This window comes from Sphingomonas oligophenolica, from assembly GCF_006438955.1.
In the GTDB taxonomy this organism is placed as follows: Bacteria; Pseudomonadota; Alphaproteobacteria; order Sphingomonadales; family Sphingomonadaceae; genus Sphingomonas; species Sphingomonas oligophenolica_A.
Genome location: NZ_RCZK01000005.1, coordinates 236,822 through 255,983, shown reverse-complemented (window position 1 = coordinate 255,983; position 19,162 = coordinate 236,822). Strand labels below are relative to the sequence as shown.

Genomic DNA, 19,162 nt, shown 5'->3' with positions numbered 1-19,162 from the left:
AGTCACGTCGATCGCCGGTTCGCTCGCGGCCGGCTCCGATCCGAATACGTCCGCCGCGCCCTCCAGCAGCCGGGATCGCCACTGGTTGATGAGGTTTGGATGCACGTCATACTGCTGCGCCAACTCGGCCAGCGTCTTCTCACCCTTCACGGCAGCCAGAGCTACCTTGGCCTTAAACGCCGGGCTGTGATTCCGGCGGGGTCGCTTGCTCATCTTGCCTCCTGGGGCGGCCAACATGGCCGCGGTCAGATCGGCAATCCACTTATCCCCGCTGTTCAGATTTCCCGAGCCACCTCTGTGTTCCATCGCATCTGATCGGGCATGACACGATGAAAGCTATCCTGTTTGCTGTTCTATCGGCGGCGGCGTTGCTGGGCTGCTCGGCTGGCAATGGATCAACGGCCACACTTTACCGCAATTCACCTTTCGATGCTTCCCTACGCGTCCATTTCGCTTCGTTTGACGCCTCCGAAAGCGATCCGAATTATAATATCGGGAATTGTCGCATGGTGTCGCGGCTTATGAATGCCAATATAACAGCCTCTGCAAAAGCTGAGGGGAAGCCCCGCGACGAATCAGCGGGCTTCTGGTGCGAAGAAGGTGGTTTTCGAGACAAAGGGCCGAACCCTTATAGTTTCGATGAGGCCTTTCCCACGGACACCTAGTGGTTAAAATCTGACGCTTGGTACCGTCTTGATGGGTAGCCGAATGACCGGGATTGGTGGAGGCTGTGTGAAAACGCGCTGATATGCTATGATCGAGGCCTGATTTGGGAGGCCGATGATGGGGCGTTTCATCGAGGGTTGCGATCGGCGACAGCAGCTTTTCCTGCCTGATTGGGTGGACGATTATGTGGCTGAGGACAGCCCTGTTCGGATCGTCGATGTGTTCGTCGACGAACTGGATTTGGCGGCGCTGGGTTTCGCGGATGCAGCGGCGACCGGGCGACCGGGCTACCATCCGGCGATGCTGCTCAAGCTCTATATTTATGGCTATCTGAACCAGGTGCAGTCGAGCCGGCGGCTCGAACGCGAAGCAGGCCGCAACGTCGAGTTGATGTGGCTGACCGGCAAGCTCGCGCCCGACTTCAAGACGGTCGCCGATTTCCGCCGCGATCATGGCGCAGCGATCCAGGCGGCGTGTCGCAGGTTCGTTTTGCTTTGCCGCAACTTGGGGCTGATCGCGGGTGGCACGGTAGCGGTCGATGGCAGCCGCTTCCGGGCGGTCAACGCCCGCGACAAGAACTTCACGCCGGTGACGATCCGACGCCAGATGGAACAGGTCGATGCCAGCATCCAACGCTATCTGGGTATGCTCGACACCGCCGACCGGCAGGACGGTGAAGCCGCCGAGCTTCGCACGACGCGGCTGACGACAAGGCTCGGCGAACTGCGGCGGCAGATGCGGCAACTCGAAGCGATGGAACAGGCGGTTGCGGCATCGCCCGACCGGCAGATCTCGCTCACCGACCCGGACGCGCGCGCGATGGCGTCGGCGGGAACCGGCACTGGGCAGGTAGGCTACAACCTCCAGGCGGCGGTCGATACCGATAGCCACATCATTGTCGCGCACGAGGTCATCAATCTCGGCCACGACCGCACGTCGCTGGCGAAGATGGGCAAGCAAGCTCGCGCGGCGACCGGCACGGATGCGCTCACCGTGCTTGCCGATCGCGGCTACTTCTCGGGCCCCGAGATACTCGCGTGCAGAGCGGCCGGCATCATGCCGATCTTCCCCAAGCGGCTCACCTCTGGTGCCAAGGCCGATGGCCGCTGGGGCAAGCAGGACTTCGTCTACCAGCCCGATACCGACACCTACCAGTGCCCGGCCGGCGAGACGATGACGCGGCGCTTCTCCAATGTCGAGCACGGCATGACGCTGCACGCCTATGCGACGCCTACCTGTCGCTACCGCTGCGCGGTCAAGGCGAACTGCACCACCAGCCTCGAGCGCCGCATCAAGCGGTGGGAGCATGAAGAGGTGATCGAGGCCATGCAGGCCCGGCTCGACCGCATGCCTGGTGCCATGCGCGTCCGAAGACGCACCCTCGAGCACGTCTTTGGCACGATCAAAGACTGGATGGGGCGAAGTCACTTCAAGACGCGCACTCTCAAGAACGTGGCCACCGAGATGGGCCTTCACACCCTGGCCTACAACATCAAGCGCGCTATCGCTCTGGTCGGTGTGCCGGGGCTGATCGCAGCGATGCAGGCCTGAGCGCCCGCGCTCGCACGCGTCGCTATCAGCGCTGCTTGATCGTCGTTCTCACACAGCCTCGGTGGGGAACGGACATTCGAAGCTCGGCCTAGTGGCGGAGTTGGAGTCGGTCGTGAAGGTCTGCTAATCGCGACTGGAGGTCAGAGTTTCACCCTCGGCAAAGAAGGCGTGAATGCGGGCGGGTCGGAGCCCAGACGTTATTGCGACCTCCAGTGAAGAGTGACTCAGAACCCCGGAACTGCGCGCCGCCGTCCTCGACGCAATCGGCTGGCGCCCGCGCCCGCGCGGTGGTAAGTCGCATTTGAGGGGGACCCACCATTATGTTTCGTATTGGCCTGCTCGTCGCAGCCCTGTTATTTACGAGTCCTGCGCTCGCGCGTAAGGAGACGGTGAGCGACCGCTGGCTTCGCGCCCACGAACAGTTCCTGGCCGGGGACGAGTTGGCAGGTCGCGGCAGCGCCACGCGGGACGAGGCGATCGCCGCCGCCTACGTGGCGACACAATTCCAGGCCTTCGGGCTTGAACCCGCGCCGGGGCATAACAGCTATCGCCAGACAGCACCAATTATCCGGCGCCGTGCGATGGGCACCCCGACCCTGAGCGCAGACGGTGTGACGCTCGCGGGGCTTACCGTACTGAGTGCCGTCGGCGGCGGCGCGGGCGGGCCCGTTACCGTAGTGGCGAGCACGGCCGCGCCCCCCACCAAAGCTGAGGTAGTCGTATTTACCGGGCCGACTGAGCAGGCGCTGCGAGGCATGCGGGCGTTCCGGGCGGCGGGCGCGAAGCTGGTGATTCTGGCCGAGAGTGCGGAGACGCGGAAGCTGGCCACCCAGCTCGGCGGAAGACTGTTGCTGCCGATCCGGCTCGAGACCAGCCCCGCCGCCCCGCAGTTCGCCGTCGCCACCCTGCCCGCCGCCGCCGTCGCCGCTCTGAGGCCGGGCGTAGTAGTGGAGGTCTTCGTGCCTTTCACGGAGGAGCGGACCGTCACCACTAATGCGATCGGCTATCTACCCGGCACAAACCGGTCACTATCGCTCCTACTCCTCACCGCGCATCTCGACCATCTCGGAGTCCAGCCCGATGGAACGGTTATGCACGGCGCCAACGACGACGCGGCGGGCACGAGCGCGCTGCTTGAGCTCGCGCGCGTGCTTGCGGCGGGCTCGCGCCTCCGGCGCGGCATCCTGTTCGTCGCCTACGGGTCGGAGGAAATCGGCGGCCTAGGCTCGCGGTGGTTCGCCGCCCACCCGCCGGTGCCGCTCGCGCGCATTGCGGCCAACCTCGAGTTCGAAATGGTCGGCGCGCAGGATCCGAAATTTCCGCGCGGCGCGCTGATGATGACGGGGTCCGAGCGGTCGACGATGTTCGGAATCCTCAAAAAGCACGGCGCGTTGGTCGAGTCCGATCCTTATCCTGAGCAGCGCTTCTTCGAGCGCTCCGACAACTACTCGCTCGCGCAGACTGGCGTTGTCGCGCATACCCTCGCGGGGTGGTCGGTGCCACCGACCTATCACCAGCCGACCGACACCATCGCGGCGCTGGATTTCGACTACATGGTCCGCGCGATCAGCTCGCTGGTGGGGCCGATCCGCTCGGTCGCGAACAGCAACGACGCGCCGCGATGGAAGCCGGACGGGCGGCCACACGAGTAGTAGCATCGGACCTGCCGCGCACGGGTCGCGCCATGAATTCCGTTATCGGCAGCAATTCCTATCCTTCCTGATTTATGCGCGACTGGCCGGTATGCAAGCAGTGGGGTTATTCCCATCGGGTGGGGCATGTTCCACTAGCTTTCCCGAGGTCGCTGATACGGTGCCCAAAGGATGACTTGAACGTCCGGAAGTGGGCGGAAGCTGCCCTTGCCCTATGGGTACCAAGTGTCAGATTTTTGCCACTAGTACCGTCGCAGTCTCGGCTTCACGGACCATCACGATGTGTACCGGCTTCGGATTAAGCGCGCCCCGCACCGTATCGACACTAAGGCCAGTTTCCTCGTCTAGCCGCACGACCCGTTGTCCGTTCTTACCCACTTTGCCCGCAGCCTCCCAAGCATCCGTACCGGGACCATCGTAAACGATCTCGGCCTCGTGTGGCGAAACGACTTTGAGTACAACAAGCCGATCACAGGTAGCGTAAATGGCGATGCTATTTCCGCCGGTCATCTTAATCTGCACGTCGCCATTCTCGTCATAAGCGTCATGGATCGGCTTTGACGGCGGATAGAGCGTCAGACCGAGAGCCGATCTACCCGATCGCGCTCGAGGCGGTGCGACGCCTCGACGCCCTGTTCGATGTCGAGCGCACGATCAACGGCAAGCCCGCCGCGGCCCGGTTTGCGGTGCGCCAGGAGACCAGCGAGCCACTGATGGCCAATCTCCACGCCTGGCTTACCAGTCAGCGGGCGATGTTGTCGCGCAATCACGATCTCGCCAAGGCGATCAACTATATGCTGCGGCGCTGGGACGCGTTCACCCGGTTCCTCGACGATGGCCGGGTCTGTTTTACCAACAATGCAGCGGAGCGCGCGTTGCGTTGCGTGCCGCTCGGGCGAAAAGCATGGCTGTTCTGCGGCTCCAACCGCGGCGGTCAGCGCGCCGCCATCCTCTACACCCTCATCCAGACGGCGCGGCTCAACAACGTCGATCCGCAAGCGTGGCTCGCCGACGTCCTCGCCCGGATCGCCGATCATTCCGCCGCCCGGCTGGACGAGCTGTTGCCCTGGAACTGGCGACAGCCACAGGTCGCGCTCGCCGCCTGATCTGCTCTACGCCGCGGTCCTCACCGGATGGCTACGAACGGACTGTGAGAAGCTATGCCGATCGCGTTCCCCGTCAAATGAATATGGTGGCATTGCTGCTACGGCAATGCGGGCCGGTAAGCGCGCAGATTCCTGCGGGCGGGGCATAGCCCACGGTCGAAATTCGACGATGAGCGATTCGACCGATTGCCGAATCTGTTCCGCATGTGTTCTCACGGGGAATGGGCCGCGTTTACCTCACCACGCTAGGCGACTGCGAGAAGCATGGGATCGTGCTCGAGATCAAGCGACTGGTCAGGATCGCGCGTGGATGATCCGGGTTGGATGACGCTCGCCAACATGCGCGAGAACGGGACGCGGTTCGTCGATCTGTGGTGTCAGTGCGGGCGGCACGTGACGATCAATGTCGACCACCTGTCTGGCAAAGAGAAGGTGCCAGCGGTGCGCGAGCGGTATCGATGCATTGAATGCGGACAGCGCCCTCGATCGAGCGTGCCGTCGTGGTCGCGGGCGGATCGAAAGGTCTCGGGCTTGTGACGTGGGGCCTGAACTTTCAGCGCCCACGGCGCCATCGGGGCGACGTCAGAACTTACGTGGGGACAATGCAGGATCGGATACTGCACATTCCCCCGCGAAATGACCATCGCGCCCATCGATCGCGATTGAACCAGTACGTCGGTCGACGTGAACTCGGGGGTGGTTTAGCACGTTCACCACGGCCTTCGCATCGATCGCGTCCAATGTCGATGAAATGTCCCTTAGCTCGACCCATCCGCCGTTTCCGCCGTGAAACTTTGGAAGCATGGTCCTAGGCAACCTGATCTTGCCCGTCCCATCCTGCAAAACCACGTCGGCTTGATCCCCGAACTGCTGCTCACGCGATCCGTTCGCTGTAACCCATGCCGACTGCCCATTGCTGCCAGTTACATAAGCAGAACGCGAATCATCCTTCTCCGCGCTTCCCGTTCCCCGACAAGCCAAGGAAACGGCAGGGATTTGCGATGTCGCGTCCGCCTGCAGAGCGATCGCTAGAAGTGTAAGGACGATAATGGATTCCCCCCGGGTCAGCCATACGTACGTCTCGCGATCCGCGGGCGTCAACGTGCGGGTCGAACGGACATCAAACTCCGGATAGCGCTCGGACGACTGTCAGATTGAGGCTATGAGGCCGGATGGCTCACGATCGGGACATATGGGCGCTGGCCCTGCACGTCGAGCGCGAGCACAGCGGCGATGCTCCCAAGTAAATTGCCGAGCGAATCGGTGCGGCGGAGCTGGCTGATGACCCAATAGGGATCGATCTGTGGAAGGCGGCTGCCGCGCGATTCGACAAGCTGACGGTATCAGCGTGATTGCCCTGTGATTGCCAAGAGAGTTTTTGGCCTCACCCTGCCCTGGTACAATTCCGCCAAAAAGGGCGGAAAACATGCGTGACCCCGACTGGATTCGAACCAGTGGCCCCCAGATTAGGAATCTGATGCTCTATCCTGCTGAGCTACGGGGCCGACGCCCGATCCTCCTACCGCCCCCACTAGGATCGGTCTAGATCGTCGACGCTGCTTGCACGGGAGGCCCCACGCGGCCGACCAACGCCTTCAGTGTGCGGTGTCGGGCGGAACGATCGGAAGCGGCAGCGGGGCGATCGGCACGCCATCGTCCACCAGCGCCTTGGCATCCGCGACTGTCGCCTTGCCGTGAATCGGCGCGGCCGGTTCATCCCCGTCGTGCATCGCCCGCGCGCGGTTGGCGAAAGTATCGCCGACCCATTGCGATCCTTCCAGTGATCGGGCCTGTGCCGCGGCAAGGTGCTTGAGCGCTGCCTTAATCGCGGCGGCCGGCGGACGATCGGCCATGCCATTGCTCTTCGCTCCGATCGCAGGCGCCATCACGGCTTTATCGATCATCGTGTCGCCACAGACCGGACAGGCGATCCGCGATTCGCTTCGCTGGGCGTCATAGGCGGCACTCGAGGCGAACCACGCTTCGAAGACATGCGCCGCGCCGCAGCGGAGGTCGAACACGATCATGACCGCGTTACCGCCGGAATCGCGCGGCGATGCGCGAGCACCGGGATGCGCGCGCGGACCTCCGCAATTCGTACGGGATCGAGATTGGCGTGACCGAGGCCGGGTTCGTCACCCATGTCGAGCACGACATCGCCCCAGGGATCGATCACCAGCGAATGACCGAAGGTTTCGCGGCCATCGTCGTGGACCCCGGTCTGCGCCGCCGCGACGACATAGCTCGCCGATTCGATCGCGCGCGCGCGCAGCATGACGTGCCAGTGCGCGGCACCGGTCGGCCGAGTGAACGCCGCGGGGACCGCGAGCACGGTCGCGCCCGCGGCACTCAGCGCCGCATAGAGCGCCGCGAACCGCAGATCGTAGCAAATCGACAAGCCCAAAACGCCGATGGTCGTATCGATCAACTGAGCCCTCGCACCCGCTGAGTAAGCCGCGGATTCGCGCCAGCTTTCGCCGCTCGCCAAATCGACGTCGAACAGATGGAGCTTGTCGTAGCGCGCGCGAATGGCACCGCTATCGTCGATCACGAATCCGCGATTCACCCACCGGCCATCGTCGCCGCGGATCGCGAGCGACCCCAGATGGACCCAGATTCGATGCGCCGCCGCCGCGCTACGCGCCGCTGCCAGAACGCCATCCTCAGCTTCGTCGACGATCGAGGCGGTCGCACGCGCGCGATCGCGATCGAGCAGACCCGACATTTCGGGGGTGAAGATCATCGCGGCGCCTGCCTCGGCGGCGGTCGCGATCCCCTTGACGATCGCCCGTGCATTGACCGCAGGATCGATCCCGCTGGTCATCTGCAGGACGCCGATCTTCATGCGTCGAGCAGCGGCTGCAGGCCCCCGCGGGCTTCGAGCGCGGCCAGATCGTCCGATCCGCCGATGTGGCGACCGTCGATAAAGATCTGCGGCACGGTGCTCCGACCGCCAGATCGCGCGAGCATCTCGCCCCGCTTGGGGCCGCCCATCGTGATATCATGGTCCTCGACCGCGACGCCCTTGCTCTCGAGCAACCGCAGCGCGCGCGCGCAATAGGGACAGAATGCTTTAGTGTAGACTTCGATCTTCGCCATCGCTGTCAGGTGCGCACTCCCTCGTTCGAAGTCAATGTGCGGCAGGATCATCGCCTACTACGCGCGCCCAGCAAGCGACCGACACGCTCGCGGCGCCCGCCTTGAGCAAGACGCGCGCGCACGCATCGGCGGTGGCGCCGCTGGTATAGACATCGTCGACCAGAACGATCGCGCGGCCCTCGACCAGGCTTCGCTCGACGACGCGAAACGCCCCCGCGACCGCGCGCCGACGGCGGCGGCGATCGAGTCCGCGCAGCACGGCGGTACGTCGAGTGCGGACGAGCGCGCCGATCTCGACCGGCACGTCGGTGTGCCGCGACAGCGCGCGCGCGATCAACACCGCCTGGTTGAAGGCGCGCGACCACAGTCGCCAGCGATGCAACGGCACCGGCACGAGCAGATCGGCCCCGTCGGCCATAGTCGGCGCGAGAAGCGCCGCCATGGTGTCGGCCACCCCGATCCGTCCGCCATATTTAAGCTTCAGCGCGAGCCGCCGCGCCACCGCGCCATAGGCGACCGCAGCGCGGATGCCGTCAACGCGGGGCGGATCGGCGAGGCAAGACGCGCACCACGCCCCCTCGCCGCGATCATAATCGAACGGTCGGTTGCACCGCGCGCACCAGGGCGGTCGCAAGAAATGCAAACCCTGCCAGCAGGTCGCGCAGAAACGATGATCGCAGTCGACCGGAGTCGCGCAGCCCGGGCAGCGCGGGGGCAGCGCGAGCGACAGCAGCGAGGCGAGCGAGTCGGACAATCGGCGCACCCGGTCCTTGTCGGCGGGCAGCCCGCGCGGCACAAGCGCGGCCATGACCCCCGTCCCCGACATCTTCGATCGTGCCGCGCGCCGCCGCCGCCGCGACCGTGCCGCGCCCATCTTTGCCAACCATGATTTCCTGCGCGCCGCGATGATCGAGGGGATCGTCGACCGGCTGGCGAGCGTGACGCGCGCCTTCACCGAGGTCCTCGACCTCGGCTGTTTCGACGCCGCCTTCGCGCCGTCCAACGCCCGCGTCGCACGACTGGACGCGGGCTTTGCCTTCGCCGCGGCAGCGCATGGCGTGCAAGCCGACGAAGATTGCCTGCCGTTCGGCGACGCGACGTTCGACCTCGTGGTGAGCGCGGGGGTGCTCGATCAGGTCAACGATCTGCCCGGCGCGCTTTCGCTGATCCGCCGTGTGTTGCGCCCCGACGGGCTGTTCCTGGGTGCCTTCGTCGGGGCGGGGAGCCTTCCCGCGTTGCGATCCACGCTGCGCAGCGCGGAAGCCGACCGACCCGCCGCACGGCTCCACCCGCAGATCGACGTGCGCTCGGCGGGCGACCTGCTGGTCCGCGCCGGGTTCGCGCTTCCGGTCGCCGATGTCGAGACCCTCGATATCCGCTATCGCTCGTTCGACTCGGCGATCGACGACCTTCGCGGAATGGCGGCGACGAACCTGTTGTCGGGTCGTGAGCCGATGGCCCGCCAAACGCCGAGGCGCGCCGCCGATGACTATGCGGCGATGGCCGACGCCGACGGGCGCACGACCGAGCGGGTGGCGATCGTCTATCTGACCGGGTGGGCGCCCGACGCCTCGCAGCCCCAGCCCGCGCGCCGCGGCAGCGCCACCGCCTCGCTCGCCGACGCGCTCACATCGCCGCCGCGTTAGCTGATCACGCCGTCGCCGCCGTCGCCGGCCAACAGCCGACCCATCGCTTCGAACAAGGCTTCCATCGCGACGGGCTTGAACAACACGTCGTCGGCCCCCGCGGCAAGGCAGCGTTCGCGCAGATCAGGCGCGGTATCGGCGGTCACGACGATGACCGGCAGCCTCGCCTTGGCATCGCCCCGCGCGCGGATATGCTGGATCGCGGTGATGCCATCCATCCCCGGCATCCGCAGATCGACGAGCAGCAGGTCGACATCGGTCGCGTCGAGCAGCTTGAGCCCTACTTCCGCGCTCTCAGCTTCGATCATCATCGCCCCCGCGACATCGAGCATGTCCTTTACCACGCGCCGGTTCATCCGATCGTCTTCGATGAAGAGAACCTTCATCGGCGGAATCGCCGATACAGGCGTGGATAAGGCAGTTTTCCTGGTCGCATCGGCAGGCGTCTAGCCCTCATGCCGCTTCTGACACAAGCGGTGTGCGCGCTGCCGGCGCACCCAGTGTCGTAATTCGTTGCACCAGCGCGTTTCCCGCGATCGGCTTCAGGATCACCGCCTGCGAATCGATCACATCAAGCCCGCTCAACGCGCTCTCATCGGCCGCCGGCCAGAGCAGCGCAATGGTGGCGCCGGTCGCGGTGGCCAGCGCCTTCAGCCGAATGGTCAGCACGTCAGGCTCCATCCCCGCCCCATCGACGAGAAGCCTCGCGATCCGGGCGCGTTGGGCCACCACCATCGCCTCGTCGATCGATCCCACCGCAACGACGCACGGATGGTGCGGCGCTAAAATGGTCTTGAGCATCGAGCGTGCTATCGGGTTGCGATCGACGATCACGAGATCGATTGTATCCGAATCGGACCCACCCGCAATCACCGGGACCGCGGCGGCGTCGGGAAGCGGTATATCGACCGCAAAACTGGTCCCCTCACCCACCACACTGCGCGCCGACACCTCGCCACCCATCGCGCGCGCGAGGTTGCGGCTGATGGTCAGGCCCAGTCCGGTGCCGCCGAAGTGCCGGGTCGTGCTCGTGTCCGCCTGGCGAAACGATTCGAAGATCGCGTCGATCTTGTCGGGCGCGATTCCGATCCCGGTGTCGGTCACCTCGAACCGGCAACGGCCATCGGCACCCCGACCGACCGTCAATCCGATCCGGCCGTCCGCGGTGAATTTGATCGCGTTGGACAACAGGTTGAACAGAATCTGTCGCACCCGGGCGGCATCGCCGCACACCATTGTCGGACACGCGTCGAGGTTCCGTTCGAACCCCAGCCCCTTGGCGCGCGCCTGGGTTTCCCACAGGCCGCTGGCCGCCAGGATCGTCGCCTTGAGATCGAACGGATTGTGCTCGATCGTCAGGTTGCCGGTCTCCATCTTGGCGACGTCGAGAATATCATCGACGAGTGCCTTCATCGCGACCCCCGCTTCCTGCACCACCGACAGCCGATCGCGCGTGGCGGCGTCGAGCGATCGGTCGACCAGCATCACCTGCGTCATGCCCAGGATGCCGTTCAGCGGCGTACGGATTTCGTGGCTGGTAGTCGCCAGAAATTCGGTCTTGGCGGCGAGCGCCTTGCCGAGCGCGCTGTTGGTCACCGCCAGATCGTCATTGGCGACCTGAACGGTTTCGCGGGCGCGACGACTGGTGCGCAGCGCATACAGCAGCATCAGGATCAGGATGATCGTCGCCGTCGCGGCGCCGAGAAAAATCTCGCGCTGCGTGCTGGCACGGGTGCGCTCGATCGCGACGGTCTTCTGCGCGTCCTCGGCCTTGAGATTGGCGATCTTGAGCGCCTGGTTGGCGAAATCGAACCGCGCGCCCATCAGCGCGGCGCTGGTCGAGCGCGCAAGATCGGTCGCATCATCATCGAGCCGTTTCAACGCTTGCAAATGCACGAGCGCGAGGTCTTCGCGATGCAGCGCGCGATAGGTTCGGAACGCCGTTTCATGCGCATCGCGATCCGCCAGCGTAGTTTTCGCAAAGTCGGCACCCTCAAAGCTCTGCGCGATCAATCCTTCGGCACGTGAATAGCTCCGATGTTGAAACGCAGCCTGGGCGGCCAGCGCAAGCTGCTGTTTGCGGAATTCGGATGGCGCATCATTGCCAGTTTCGCGAAAGCTGGCTGATAGTGCGAGGTCAGCGTTAACGAGATCTCCAATGCGGAGGTCTAGGCGAGCCGCATTATTTAGCACCGTAGCAGTTAACAACGGACTATTCATTTGACGTGCGAGTCTAATGGCTTCCGTAAATTCAGCGCGTGCCTCCTTGAATCGTCGGAGCTCGGTTAACGCGTTCCCGCGGCCATTATGGATCGACAGAGCAAGGCCGGGGTCCACGGCGTACGCATCCAGCGCCTCTCGATAATAGCGCAGCGCAGAAACCCAATCGTTCGCGCCATAATAAAGGATCGCAATTTGGATAAGTGCTTTTGCCTGACTGCGTGTCTGAGCGCGAGCGCGATATATTCGATGCGCCGCCTGATAGTCGAGCAACGCTTTGGCTACTTCCCCCCGCTCGGTCGCTACCCCGCCGGTGGCGAGCAGCAGATCGGCCTCCAGCACCGATCCCGGGCGGCGCGCCGCGGCAACCTTTAGCGCCTGCGCGAGCAAGGGGATCGCGCGATCTTCCTCATCTAGCCTGAGCAGAGCCTCTCCTGTCAACCACTGAGCAGTGGCGATCATAATATCGCGCTCGTCCGCTCTAGGTTTTTGTGTCGCCAAGTACTCCGCTGCCGCTGCTTTCGTTATCGCTATCCGTGGATTTGTCTGCATCGCGGATTTCGCTTCGGCGACCAGTTCATCAAAATTCTTAGTACGCTGAGCAAACGCAGGGGACGCCCAGATAAGCAACAATCCGGTAAGCGTAACTGCACTCGTTCTGTAAGCGGGCCTCGTCATGCACATCAACGTCTGATCGTCGCGGTCGCTACGCCGAAGAATGTCGCGTCATCGGGTTTTAGCTCAGCGTGACGATCCTCGTTAAGGAAAACTGCAAGCATATCGAGTCCAATCGGGCGGCAGATCAGGAAGCCCTGGATCATGTCGCACCCCATTACCGTCAACAATGCCATCGCCGCATGAGTCTCGACCCCCTCCGCGACAACCTCCATTTCCAGCGCATGGGCCAGATCGATCGTCGACCGCACGATCAACGGATCGCGATTCGAACGGGTAAGCTGCGTCACAAAAAGCCGGTCGATCTTCAGTTCCCGCGCGGGCAGCTGCTTGAGATACGCTAACGACGATAAACCCGCGCCATAGTCATCAATCGAAATCACGATTCCATAGTCCGCAAAAGCCTGGAGATTAGCGATCGCGCTCTGCGGATCGCGGATCACCGAGGTTTCGGTAACTTCAAATCCGAGCTTGGCATCGGTGGTGGCGACAAGCTCGCACGCAGCGCGCACGAATGAAGCATCGCTCAGTAGCTGTCCAGAAATGTTGATGAATATCCGAAGATCGTGCCCGCGTGCCGCCAGCGACGCCTGATCCGCAATCGAACGCCTAATCGTCCACAGCGTCACCGGCCCGATCAGGCGTGATTGTTCTGCTGCGGGAATGAAATCGCCCGGCATAATTACGCCGCGTTGGGGGTGTTGCCACCTAATCAGCGCTTCCGCACTCGTGATTTCCTGGCGGCGAACGTTTAGTTTGGGCTGGTAATGCAGGAACAGTTCATCGTGGTCTAGCGCACGTTGCAACCCCGCTGTGAGCCACGCTGCTTCCCCTTTTTCTATCGCACCCAACTCATGCACGACCGCGCGATCGGCGGCGCGCGACTTGGCAAGCGCTTGTTCCGCCTGCTCGACGAGCAAAATCTCGTCGACGCGCTGCATTGAAGCTGCCGCTCCGCCAAAGACCATTTCAACGCGATGGCTGCGGCCATCTAGGTCGAACGGTTGCGCGCAGCTGCGCGTGAAACTTGCTGTGCCCTTTTCTAAGTCGGAAGCGAACGCTCCATCGAACGCAATGTCGATCTGGCGTCGGCCGATCCCGACGAAGCGCGCACGAGGATGTCGCGCGCTAAGACGCTCAACGACATGGTCCATCAAAAGGCTAACATTGTCGACGCCCAGTGTCCGTCGCAGCCCGTCAAAATTGGCAATCTCGCCGATTACACGAAACTGCCAGAGCGGAAACGGCGGCGTGATCGGGATTCTCCCGTTATCGTCGGGACGATGCGTATCGGCGGGGATCACGTCGAGAGCCATCCCTTCGCTCTACCCGCGACAGCTGAAGAACCGATTAAGCGATATAACTGCCGTGGTGCGCCAGATTAATAGTTAACGAACTTGGAGTGTGGTAAAGATTCCATTAACTATGACCTGCATTTCTCAGGAAATGTGATAAAAATGGGAGAAAACCATGCTCGCGTTCATTCTAGCGCTCGTCCATGGGCAAGATATCCGCCCCTGGTAAGCCACACGTCGGCTCGACATGATGCGGATCGGCCATCACGCCGGGATTGCGTCAGTCGGGCCGGCTCTCTTCATGTAAACTGTTGTTCCGACGCACTATTGCTTGAGTAACATGGTCGGATCACCTTGATCCGACCACCCGCCCCCCATCGCCTTAAACAGCGCGATCGTCTGCTGACGGAGCTGCGCGTCGCTTCCTGCGACCTGTTCGCGCGCCGCTAGCAATTGCGCCTCCGCGTTGAGCAGCGAATCCTGCGCGACGAATCCGGTTCGGTACTGCGCCGAGATGGCGTGGACGCTGGCCTCCGCATCGCCGACCGCGCTCAGCAACGCGGTGCGGCGGGCGCGCTCCGCCTCGATCCGTGCCAGCGCATCCTCAACATCGCGCAGCGCGCCGAGCACCGTGGCGCGATAGCGCGTGTAAGCCTCGTCGCGCTGGGCCTTGCGCGTATCGACCGCTGCGCCGCGCCGCCCCCAATCGACCAGCGGGAATTGCGCAGCGCCGGTGCCGGTGAGTTGCAGGCTGTTGCCGCTGAACAGTGTCGCGAGCGTCGACGAAATCAGCTGGACTAGGCCGGTCAGCGTGAACTTGGGATACAGATCGGCCACCGCGACCCCGATATCCGCAGTCGCCGCCCCGAGATTGCGTTCCGCCGCGCGAATATCCGGACGACGCCGCAGCAGATCGGTCGGCAGCCCCGCTGGAATCGCGGGCACCGGCGCGAGCGTGGGAAGCGGCCGCGCGAGTTCGGCATCGAGCGCCGCGGGCGATTCGCCCAGCAGGATCGCGAGCGCGTGACGCCGCACCGCGACATCCGCACGAATCGGCGCGAGCCGCGCCTCGGTGCTGGTGATCGACGATCGTTGCCGCGTCACATCGATCGACGGGACCAGCCCGACCCGCGCGACCTCGCCCGCGATTCGCTGCGCGCCGCGTTGCGATTCGAGCTCCTGCGCGATCACCGCCGCCTGAGTCTGGTCGAGCCGCAGCGCGAAATATGCTTGCGCGACTTCCGCCGCGACCATCACCGCGGCATCGCGGCGGTTCCACTCCGCCGCAACGGTCCGCGCCAACGCGCTCTCGATCCCGCGCCGCCCGCCGCCGAACACGTCGAGTTCCCAATTCGCGTCGAAGCCCAGGGCGTAGGTCGTAATCCCGCTGCCCGGTAGCGCGATCCCGCCGCTGTTGCCCGATCCCGTCGCGCCGCTCGACCCACCGCCGCTGAACTGGCGCGCCAATGACGCGAACCCCGCGTTCTTGCTAAATTCGACATGGGTGACGTTGGAGTCGGCATTGACGACCGGCTTGCCGCTGGCGCGCGCGCCGATCTCCTGCAGCCGCGCTTCCCTGACGCGGGTGGCGGCGATCGCGATGTCAGGATTGTCCTTCAGCGCCCGCGCGACCAGCGAATCGAGCGTCGAATCGCCGAACACCGTCCACCACGTCGCGGGATCGATGGTGGGGCCGCTCGGCTGAGGCCCGACGAACGCAGGGGGAACAGCGGCCTCAGGCACATGGTAATCGGGGCCGACGGTGCATCCCGCGAGTGCGACCGAGGTCATGAGGGCGATCAGGCGGCGCATCAATGGGCTCCTTGGGGTGCGTTCCCCGGCTTGCCGGGTCGCATGAACAAGACGACCGGCGCGACGACAATGACAACGATCATCAGCGTCCGGAACACGTCGAGGAACGCCAGCATCGCCGCCTGGCGCTGAACCTGCGAATACAGCACCGCCAACGGCGTGGTCCCGTCGCCGACGCCGCCGAACGCGCCCGACGCCTTCGACAGCCAGTCGTTGTAATTGGCGTTGAGCGGATTGAGCCCCTGAACCAGCTCGGACTGGTGCTTCTGCAACCCGGTCGCCAGCAACAACTGCGACATCGAGATACCGAGCGTGCCCCCCAGGTTGCGTGCGACGTTGAGCAACGACGATGCCTGCGCGGTTTGGGTCTGCTTCAGCCCGACATACGCGATCGCATTGATCGGCACGAACAGGAACGGCAACGCCATCGCCTGATACAGCCGCGCGGTCGCCGCATCGACGAAGCTGATATTGGCGTTGAGGTTCGCCATATTCCACAGCGCCGCCGCCTGGACCAGCAGCGCGGGCAGCAGCAGGAACCGCACGTCGACCTTCCCGCTCAATCTTCCCGCGAACGGCACCGCGACCAGCGTCGCGAGCCCCCCCGCGGTCAGCGCGAGCCCCGCATCGAGCGAGCTGTAGCCGAGCACCTGCTGCAACATCTGCGGGATCAACTGCGTCGTCCCGAACAGGATCATCCCCGTGATGCCCATCACTACCAGAGTCAGCGAGAAATTCCGGTTCTTGAGGAGCCGGAGGTCGATGACCGGGTCGTCGTGGTTCAACTCCCACAGGATCAGCGCGATGAGCGACGTCACCGAGATGATCGCGCTGGCCAGGATCAGCGGGCTCGCGAACCAGTCCTCGCGCTGACCCCGGTCGAAGGTGATCTCGAGGAACCCCAGCCCCAGCGCGACCAGAATCACCCCGATATAATCGATCCGGATCCGCCCGTTCTTAAACTTCTTCGCGCGATCCTTCCGGACCTGCTGGGGTTCGTCGACGAAGAATTCGACCGCAAACCAGGCCGCGATCCCGACCGGCACGTTGATCAGGAACACCCAATGCCAACTGGCATATTCGGTGATGTAGCCGCCCAGCGTCGGCCCAAGCACCGGCCCCACCACGACGACGATCGCGAACGCGGCGAACGCCATCCCGCGCTGCTTGGGGGGAAAGGTATCGGCCAGGATCGATTGCTCGACCGGGGCCAGCCCTCCGCCGCCGATGCCCTGCAATATCCGCGCGATCACCAGCGTCGTGAGGTTCGGCGACAGCCCGCAGAGCAGCGACGATAGCGTGAACAGCGCGATCGAGAACAGGAAATAGCGCTTCCGCCCGATCGCGTCGGACAGCCAGCCCGAAATCGGAATCACGATCGCATTGGCGACCAGATAGCTCGTCAGCACCCACGTCGCCTGATCGCCCGAAATCGACAGCCCGCCCGCGATATGATCGAGCGCGACGTTGGCGATCGAGGTGTCGAGCACCTCCATAAAGGTCGGGATCGAGATGATCGCGACGATCAGCCACGGGCTGTACCCCCCCGCCGCCGATCGCGACGGGCTCCAGCCGTCCTGCGCGACGGCGGATGGCATCAGCGCACCTTGACGGTGGGGACGACCGACATGCCCGGCCCGATCGGATAGCGCAGCGGATCGGGGCCGTTTTTGGTCCGGTCGAACACGATCCGCACCGGTACGCGCTGGACGACCTTCACATAATTGCCGGTCGCATTCTGCGGGGGCAGCAACGCGAACGCCTGCCCCGCGCCGCGCTGGATCGAATCGATATGCCCCTTGAAGTCGACCCCGGGATAGGCGTCGACCTGGATATCGACGGGTTGCCCGATCCGCATCAGCGCCAGCTGGGTTTCCTTGAAATTGGCGGTCACCCACATCCGGTCGGGAACGATCGCCATCAGCTGGGTGCCCGGCGCCACATACGACCCTAGATTAACCTGCCGATTGACCACCTGTCCCGCTACCGGCGCGGTGAGCCGGAGGTTACCGAGCGTCACGTTGGCTTGGGCAACCGCCGCCTTGCGCGCATCGACCACCGACTGCGCCGCCTTCACCTGCCGGGCCGCGACGGTCACCTGCGCACCTGCGGTATCGACCTGGCGGCGCGCGGCGGCGGCATCGGCGGCGGTCGATCGGGCGTTCGCACGCGCCTGATCGAGTTGCTGCCCCGCGATCGCATTGGCGTCGATCCGCTCGAGCGCGCGATAGCGCGCCAGATCCTGCTCAGCCTTCACCGCAGCGGCGAGCGGCACCCTGGCTTGCGCCGCCGCTTGCGCGCGGCTCGCCTGCGCGGCGGCCACCTGCGCCCGCGCCTGCTCGACCTGTGCCTGCGCCTGCGCGACGTTGGCCTGCGCTTCGGCCAATTGCGCCTGCGGCCCGGTCGGCTGGATCACCGCCAGCACCCGCCCGGCATCGACATGGCGATTGTCGAGATCGGCGACTTGGATCAACTGCCCGGCGTTCTGGGCCGAAATCCGGACGATATGCGCATCGACGAACGCATCGTCGGTCGATTCATACTGCCGCGCGTGGAGGTAATAAAGCGTGCCGCCGATCACCGCCGCCGCGACGACGATGATCAGGATGATCCAGAACAACGGCTTCTTGAACAGCGACGGCTTCTTCGCCTTCTTCCCATCGTCGTCATCGGCGTCATTCTCGTCGTCCTGCGCGTTATCGTCCCGATCCTTGTCGGACGCGCGAGCTGCGCCGCGATCCTTCGAGTGACGATGCTCATCGGCGGCGGCGGGGCGCTCGGCGTCGTCGGGCGTGTCATGGTCGCTCATTGCGGCTCCTGCGCGGTCATGCTGTCTAGAATGGCGTCGATATTGTCGTGAATCCGTCGGGCCAACGCATCGGCATTGGCAGCATCGAGCGCCGGGATCGCCAACAGCCGCAGGATCGACGCGCGCGACGCGCGAATCGCGAGCACCTGCCCCAGCATCGTCACCGTCGTTAACCGCGCAACCGACGGCGCACATCGCGTCACGATCGCGATCAGCTCGGCGATGCGCACCATCACCTTCCCCATCATGCCCGCGTAGATGCGGTCGAACGCTTCGCTGGGGTTCATCTGTTCGCGCAGGATGAAGAGCGCCCAGTTGGCGCTCGATTCGCTCGCCATCTTCGCCGCGAGCCGCGCGACGATCGCGTGAATCCCCGCCCGCGCCTCACCAGCGTCGCAACGGTCGGCGGGATCGCAGAGCGCCAGCGCGGGCATCATCTCGTCCGCCATCATGGCCGCGATATGATCCGCGGCAGCCAGATACAGCGCTTCCTTGCTGCCGTAATGATAGGTGATCGATGACATCGCGGTGCCCGCCGCCGCCGCGATGCCCCGGGTGCTCGCACCCTCGAGACCCTTAAGGCCGAATTCGCGAATCGCGATGTCGAGAAGCCGTTCCTGCGTCATCCCCT

General features: G+C 64.3%; 18 protein-coding genes, 1 tRNA gene and 1 pseudogene. 6 read left to right on the top strand and 14 right to left on the bottom strand.

The genetic code is table 11. The annotated features are described in order from the left end of the window. The coding region (locus tag EAH84_RS08730) for a transposase (RefSeq protein ID WP_140869304.1) at positions 1-213 on the bottom strand (213 nt) is incomplete at its 3' end. 116 nt (positions 214-329) lie between these two features. On the opposite strand from EAH84_RS08730, the gene EAH84_RS08725 reads away from it, so the two are divergent. From EAH84_RS08725 to EAH84_RS08715, 3 genes are all read left to right on the top strand, one after another. Beyond that, on the top strand, positions 330-665 hold the full coding sequence (locus tag EAH84_RS08725; protein ID WP_140870684.1) for a hypothetical protein: 336 nt from the start codon (positions 330-332) through the stop codon (positions 663-665). A 118-nt stretch (positions 666-783) separates the two neighbouring features. After that, the gene (locus tag EAH84_RS08720) at positions 784-2,217 is read left to right on the top strand and encodes an IS1182 family transposase (protein ID WP_140870681.1); all 1,434 of its coding nucleotides are present in this window, start codon (positions 784-786) and stop codon (positions 2,215-2,217) included. Positions 2,218-2,537: 320 nt separating this feature from the next. Next, positions 2,538-3,869 (top strand): M28 family metallopeptidase, encoded by a 1,332-nt coding sequence (locus EAH84_RS08715; RefSeq protein ID WP_140870678.1) that lies wholly within the window; start codon positions 2,538-2,540, stop codon positions 3,867-3,869. A gap of 228 nt (positions 3,870-4,097) precedes the next feature. Here the strand turns inward: EAH84_RS08715 and EAH84_RS16225 are convergent, their stop codons facing one another. Beyond that, complete coding sequence (locus EAH84_RS16225; protein ID WP_425326451.1) at positions 4,098-4,421, bottom strand: DUF6998 domain-containing protein; 324 nt, start codon at positions 4,419-4,421, stop codon at positions 4,098-4,100. A gap of 32 nt (positions 4,422-4,453) precedes the next feature. Here EAH84_RS16225 and EAH84_RS08705 point away from each other — a divergent pair. Beyond that, positions 4,454-4,975 (top strand): annotated as a pseudogene (locus tag EAH84_RS08705) (IS66 family transposase); the annotation flags it as partial. Positions 4,976-5,281: 306 nt separating this feature from the next. Next, the gene (locus tag EAH84_RS08700) at positions 5,282-5,512 is read left to right on the top strand and encodes a hypothetical protein (protein WP_206663953.1); all 231 of its coding nucleotides are present in this window, start codon (positions 5,282-5,284) and stop codon (positions 5,510-5,512) included. A gap of 894 nt (positions 5,513-6,406) precedes the next feature. Here the strand turns inward: EAH84_RS08700 and EAH84_RS08695 are convergent. The 5 genes from EAH84_RS08695 to EAH84_RS08675 all read right to left on the bottom strand — a co-directional run bounded on the left by EAH84_RS08695 (position 6,407) and on the right by EAH84_RS08675 (position 8,882). Beyond that, positions 6,407-6,480 (bottom strand) — tRNA-Arg (locus EAH84_RS08695). Positions 6,481-6,570: 90 nt separating this feature from the next. Continuing rightward, positions 6,571-7,002, bottom strand: a complete 432-nt coding sequence (locus EAH84_RS08690; RefSeq protein WP_140870673.1) for a DUF1178 family protein — start codon at positions 7,000-7,002, stop codon at positions 6,571-6,573. After that, on the bottom strand, positions 6,999-7,820 hold the full coding sequence (locus EAH84_RS08685; protein WP_140870670.1) for a carbon-nitrogen hydrolase family protein: 822 nt from the start codon (positions 7,818-7,820) through the stop codon (positions 6,999-7,001). Before EAH84_RS08685 ends, EAH84_RS08690 begins: the two co-directional genes overlap by 4 nt. Continuing rightward, complete coding sequence (grxC, locus tag EAH84_RS08680) at positions 7,817-8,074, bottom strand: glutaredoxin 3 (RefSeq protein WP_140870668.1); 258 nt, start codon at positions 8,072-8,074, stop codon at positions 7,817-7,819. The genes EAH84_RS08685 and grxC overlap by 4 nt, the downstream gene beginning before the upstream one ends. 31 nt (positions 8,075-8,105) lie before the next feature. Continuing rightward, complete coding sequence (locus EAH84_RS08675) at positions 8,106-8,882, bottom strand: ComF family protein (RefSeq protein WP_241656520.1); 777 nt, start codon at positions 8,880-8,882, stop codon at positions 8,106-8,108. On the opposite strand from EAH84_RS08675, the gene EAH84_RS08670 reads away from it, so the two are divergent. Next, the gene (locus EAH84_RS08670) at positions 8,881-9,720 is read left to right on the top strand and encodes a methyltransferase domain-containing protein (protein ID WP_140870666.1); all 840 of its coding nucleotides are present in this window, start codon (positions 8,881-8,883) and stop codon (positions 9,718-9,720) included. The genes EAH84_RS08675 and EAH84_RS08670 overlap by 2 nt on opposite strands. Here the strand turns inward: EAH84_RS08670 and EAH84_RS08665 are convergent. The 7 genes from EAH84_RS08665 to EAH84_RS08635 all read right to left on the bottom strand — a co-directional run bounded on the left by EAH84_RS08665 (position 9,717) and on the right by EAH84_RS08635 (position 19,157). After that, positions 9,717-10,106, bottom strand: coding sequence for a response regulator (locus EAH84_RS08665; protein ID WP_140870663.1), 390 nt, complete (start codon positions 10,104-10,106; stop codon positions 9,717-9,719). The two genes, EAH84_RS08670 and EAH84_RS08665, sit on opposite strands and share 4 nt — an antisense overlap. 67 nt (positions 10,107-10,173) lie before the next feature. After that, positions 10,174-12,573, bottom strand: coding sequence for an ATP-binding protein (locus EAH84_RS08660; RefSeq protein ID WP_161978369.1), 2,400 nt, complete (start codon positions 12,571-12,573; stop codon positions 10,174-10,176). A gap of 50 nt (positions 12,574-12,623) precedes the next feature. Then, positions 12,624-13,931, bottom strand: a complete 1,308-nt coding sequence (locus tag EAH84_RS08655) for an EAL domain-containing protein (protein WP_241656519.1) — start codon at positions 13,929-13,931, stop codon at positions 12,624-12,626. Between the two features lie 303 nt (positions 13,932-14,234). Further along, entirely contained in the window at positions 14,235-15,722 is a 1,488-nt protein-coding gene (locus EAH84_RS08650) for an efflux transporter outer membrane subunit (RefSeq protein ID WP_140870658.1), read from the bottom strand. Beyond that, on the bottom strand, positions 15,722-17,320 hold the full coding sequence (locus tag EAH84_RS08645; RefSeq protein WP_140870655.1) for a DHA2 family efflux MFS transporter permease subunit: 1,599 nt from the start codon (positions 17,318-17,320) through the stop codon (positions 15,722-15,724). The genes EAH84_RS08650 and EAH84_RS08645 overlap by 1 nt, the downstream gene beginning before the upstream one ends. Beyond that, positions 17,320-18,531 (bottom strand): HlyD family secretion protein, encoded by a 1,212-nt coding sequence (locus EAH84_RS08640; RefSeq protein ID WP_140870653.1) that lies wholly within the window; start codon positions 18,529-18,531, stop codon positions 17,320-17,322. The genes EAH84_RS08645 and EAH84_RS08640 overlap by 1 nt, the downstream gene beginning before the upstream one ends. After that, complete coding sequence (locus EAH84_RS08635) at positions 18,528-19,157, bottom strand: CerR family C-terminal domain-containing protein (protein WP_140870650.1); 630 nt, start codon at positions 19,155-19,157, stop codon at positions 18,528-18,530. Before EAH84_RS08635 ends, EAH84_RS08640 begins: the two co-directional genes overlap by 4 nt. Between the last annotated feature and the right edge of the window lie 5 nt (positions 19,158-19,162).

What these genes read in the sequence shown, in the direction of transcription:
- EAH84_RS08675 (WP_241656520.1), bottom strand. Translation starts at nt 8,882, where the DNA reads ATGGCCGCGCTTGTGCCGCGCGGGCTGCCCGCCGACAAGGACCGGGTG.
- EAH84_RS08655 (WP_241656519.1), bottom strand. Translation starts at nt 13,931, where the DNA reads ATGGCTCTCGACGTGATCCCCGCCGATACGCATCGTCCCGACGATAAC.
- EAH84_RS08635 (WP_140870650.1), bottom strand. Translation starts at nt 19,157, where the DNA reads ATGACGCAGGAACGGCTTCTCGACATCGCGATTCGCGAATTCGGCCTT.
- EAH84_RS08715 (WP_140870678.1), top strand. Translation starts at nt 2,538, where the DNA reads ATGTTTCGTATTGGCCTGCTCGTCGCAGCCCTGTTATTTACGAGTCCT.
- EAH84_RS08685 (WP_140870670.1), bottom strand. Translation starts at nt 7,820, where the DNA reads ATGAAGATCGGCGTCCTGCAGATGACCAGCGGGATCGATCCTGCGGTC.
- EAH84_RS08650 (WP_140870658.1), bottom strand. Translation starts at nt 15,722, where the DNA reads ATGCGCCGCCTGATCGCCCTCATGACCTCGGTCGCACTCGCGGGATGC.
- grxC (WP_140870668.1), bottom strand. Translation starts at nt 8,074, where the DNA reads ATGGCGAAGATCGAAGTCTACACTAAAGCATTCTGTCCCTATTGCGCG.
- EAH84_RS08720 (WP_140870681.1), top strand. Translation starts at nt 784, where the DNA reads ATGGGGCGTTTCATCGAGGGTTGCGATCGGCGACAGCAGCTTTTCCTG.
- EAH84_RS08725 (WP_140870684.1), top strand. Translation starts at nt 330, where the DNA reads ATGAAAGCTATCCTGTTTGCTGTTCTATCGGCGGCGGCGTTGCTGGGC.
- EAH84_RS08640 (WP_140870653.1), bottom strand. Translation starts at nt 18,531, where the DNA reads ATGAGCGACCATGACACGCCCGACGACGCCGAGCGCCCCGCCGCCGCC.
- EAH84_RS08645 (WP_140870655.1), bottom strand. Translation starts at nt 17,320, where the DNA reads ATGCCATCCGCCGTCGCGCAGGACGGCTGGAGCCCGTCGCGATCGGCG.
- EAH84_RS08690 (WP_140870673.1), bottom strand. Translation starts at nt 7,002, where the DNA reads ATGATCGTGTTCGACCTCCGCTGCGGCGCGGCGCATGTCTTCGAAGCG.
- EAH84_RS08670 (WP_140870666.1), top strand. Translation starts at nt 8,881, where the DNA reads ATGACCCCCGTCCCCGACATCTTCGATCGTGCCGCGCGCCGCCGCCGC.
- EAH84_RS08665 (WP_140870663.1), bottom strand. Translation starts at nt 10,106, where the DNA reads ATGAAGGTTCTCTTCATCGAAGACGATCGGATGAACCGGCGCGTGGTA.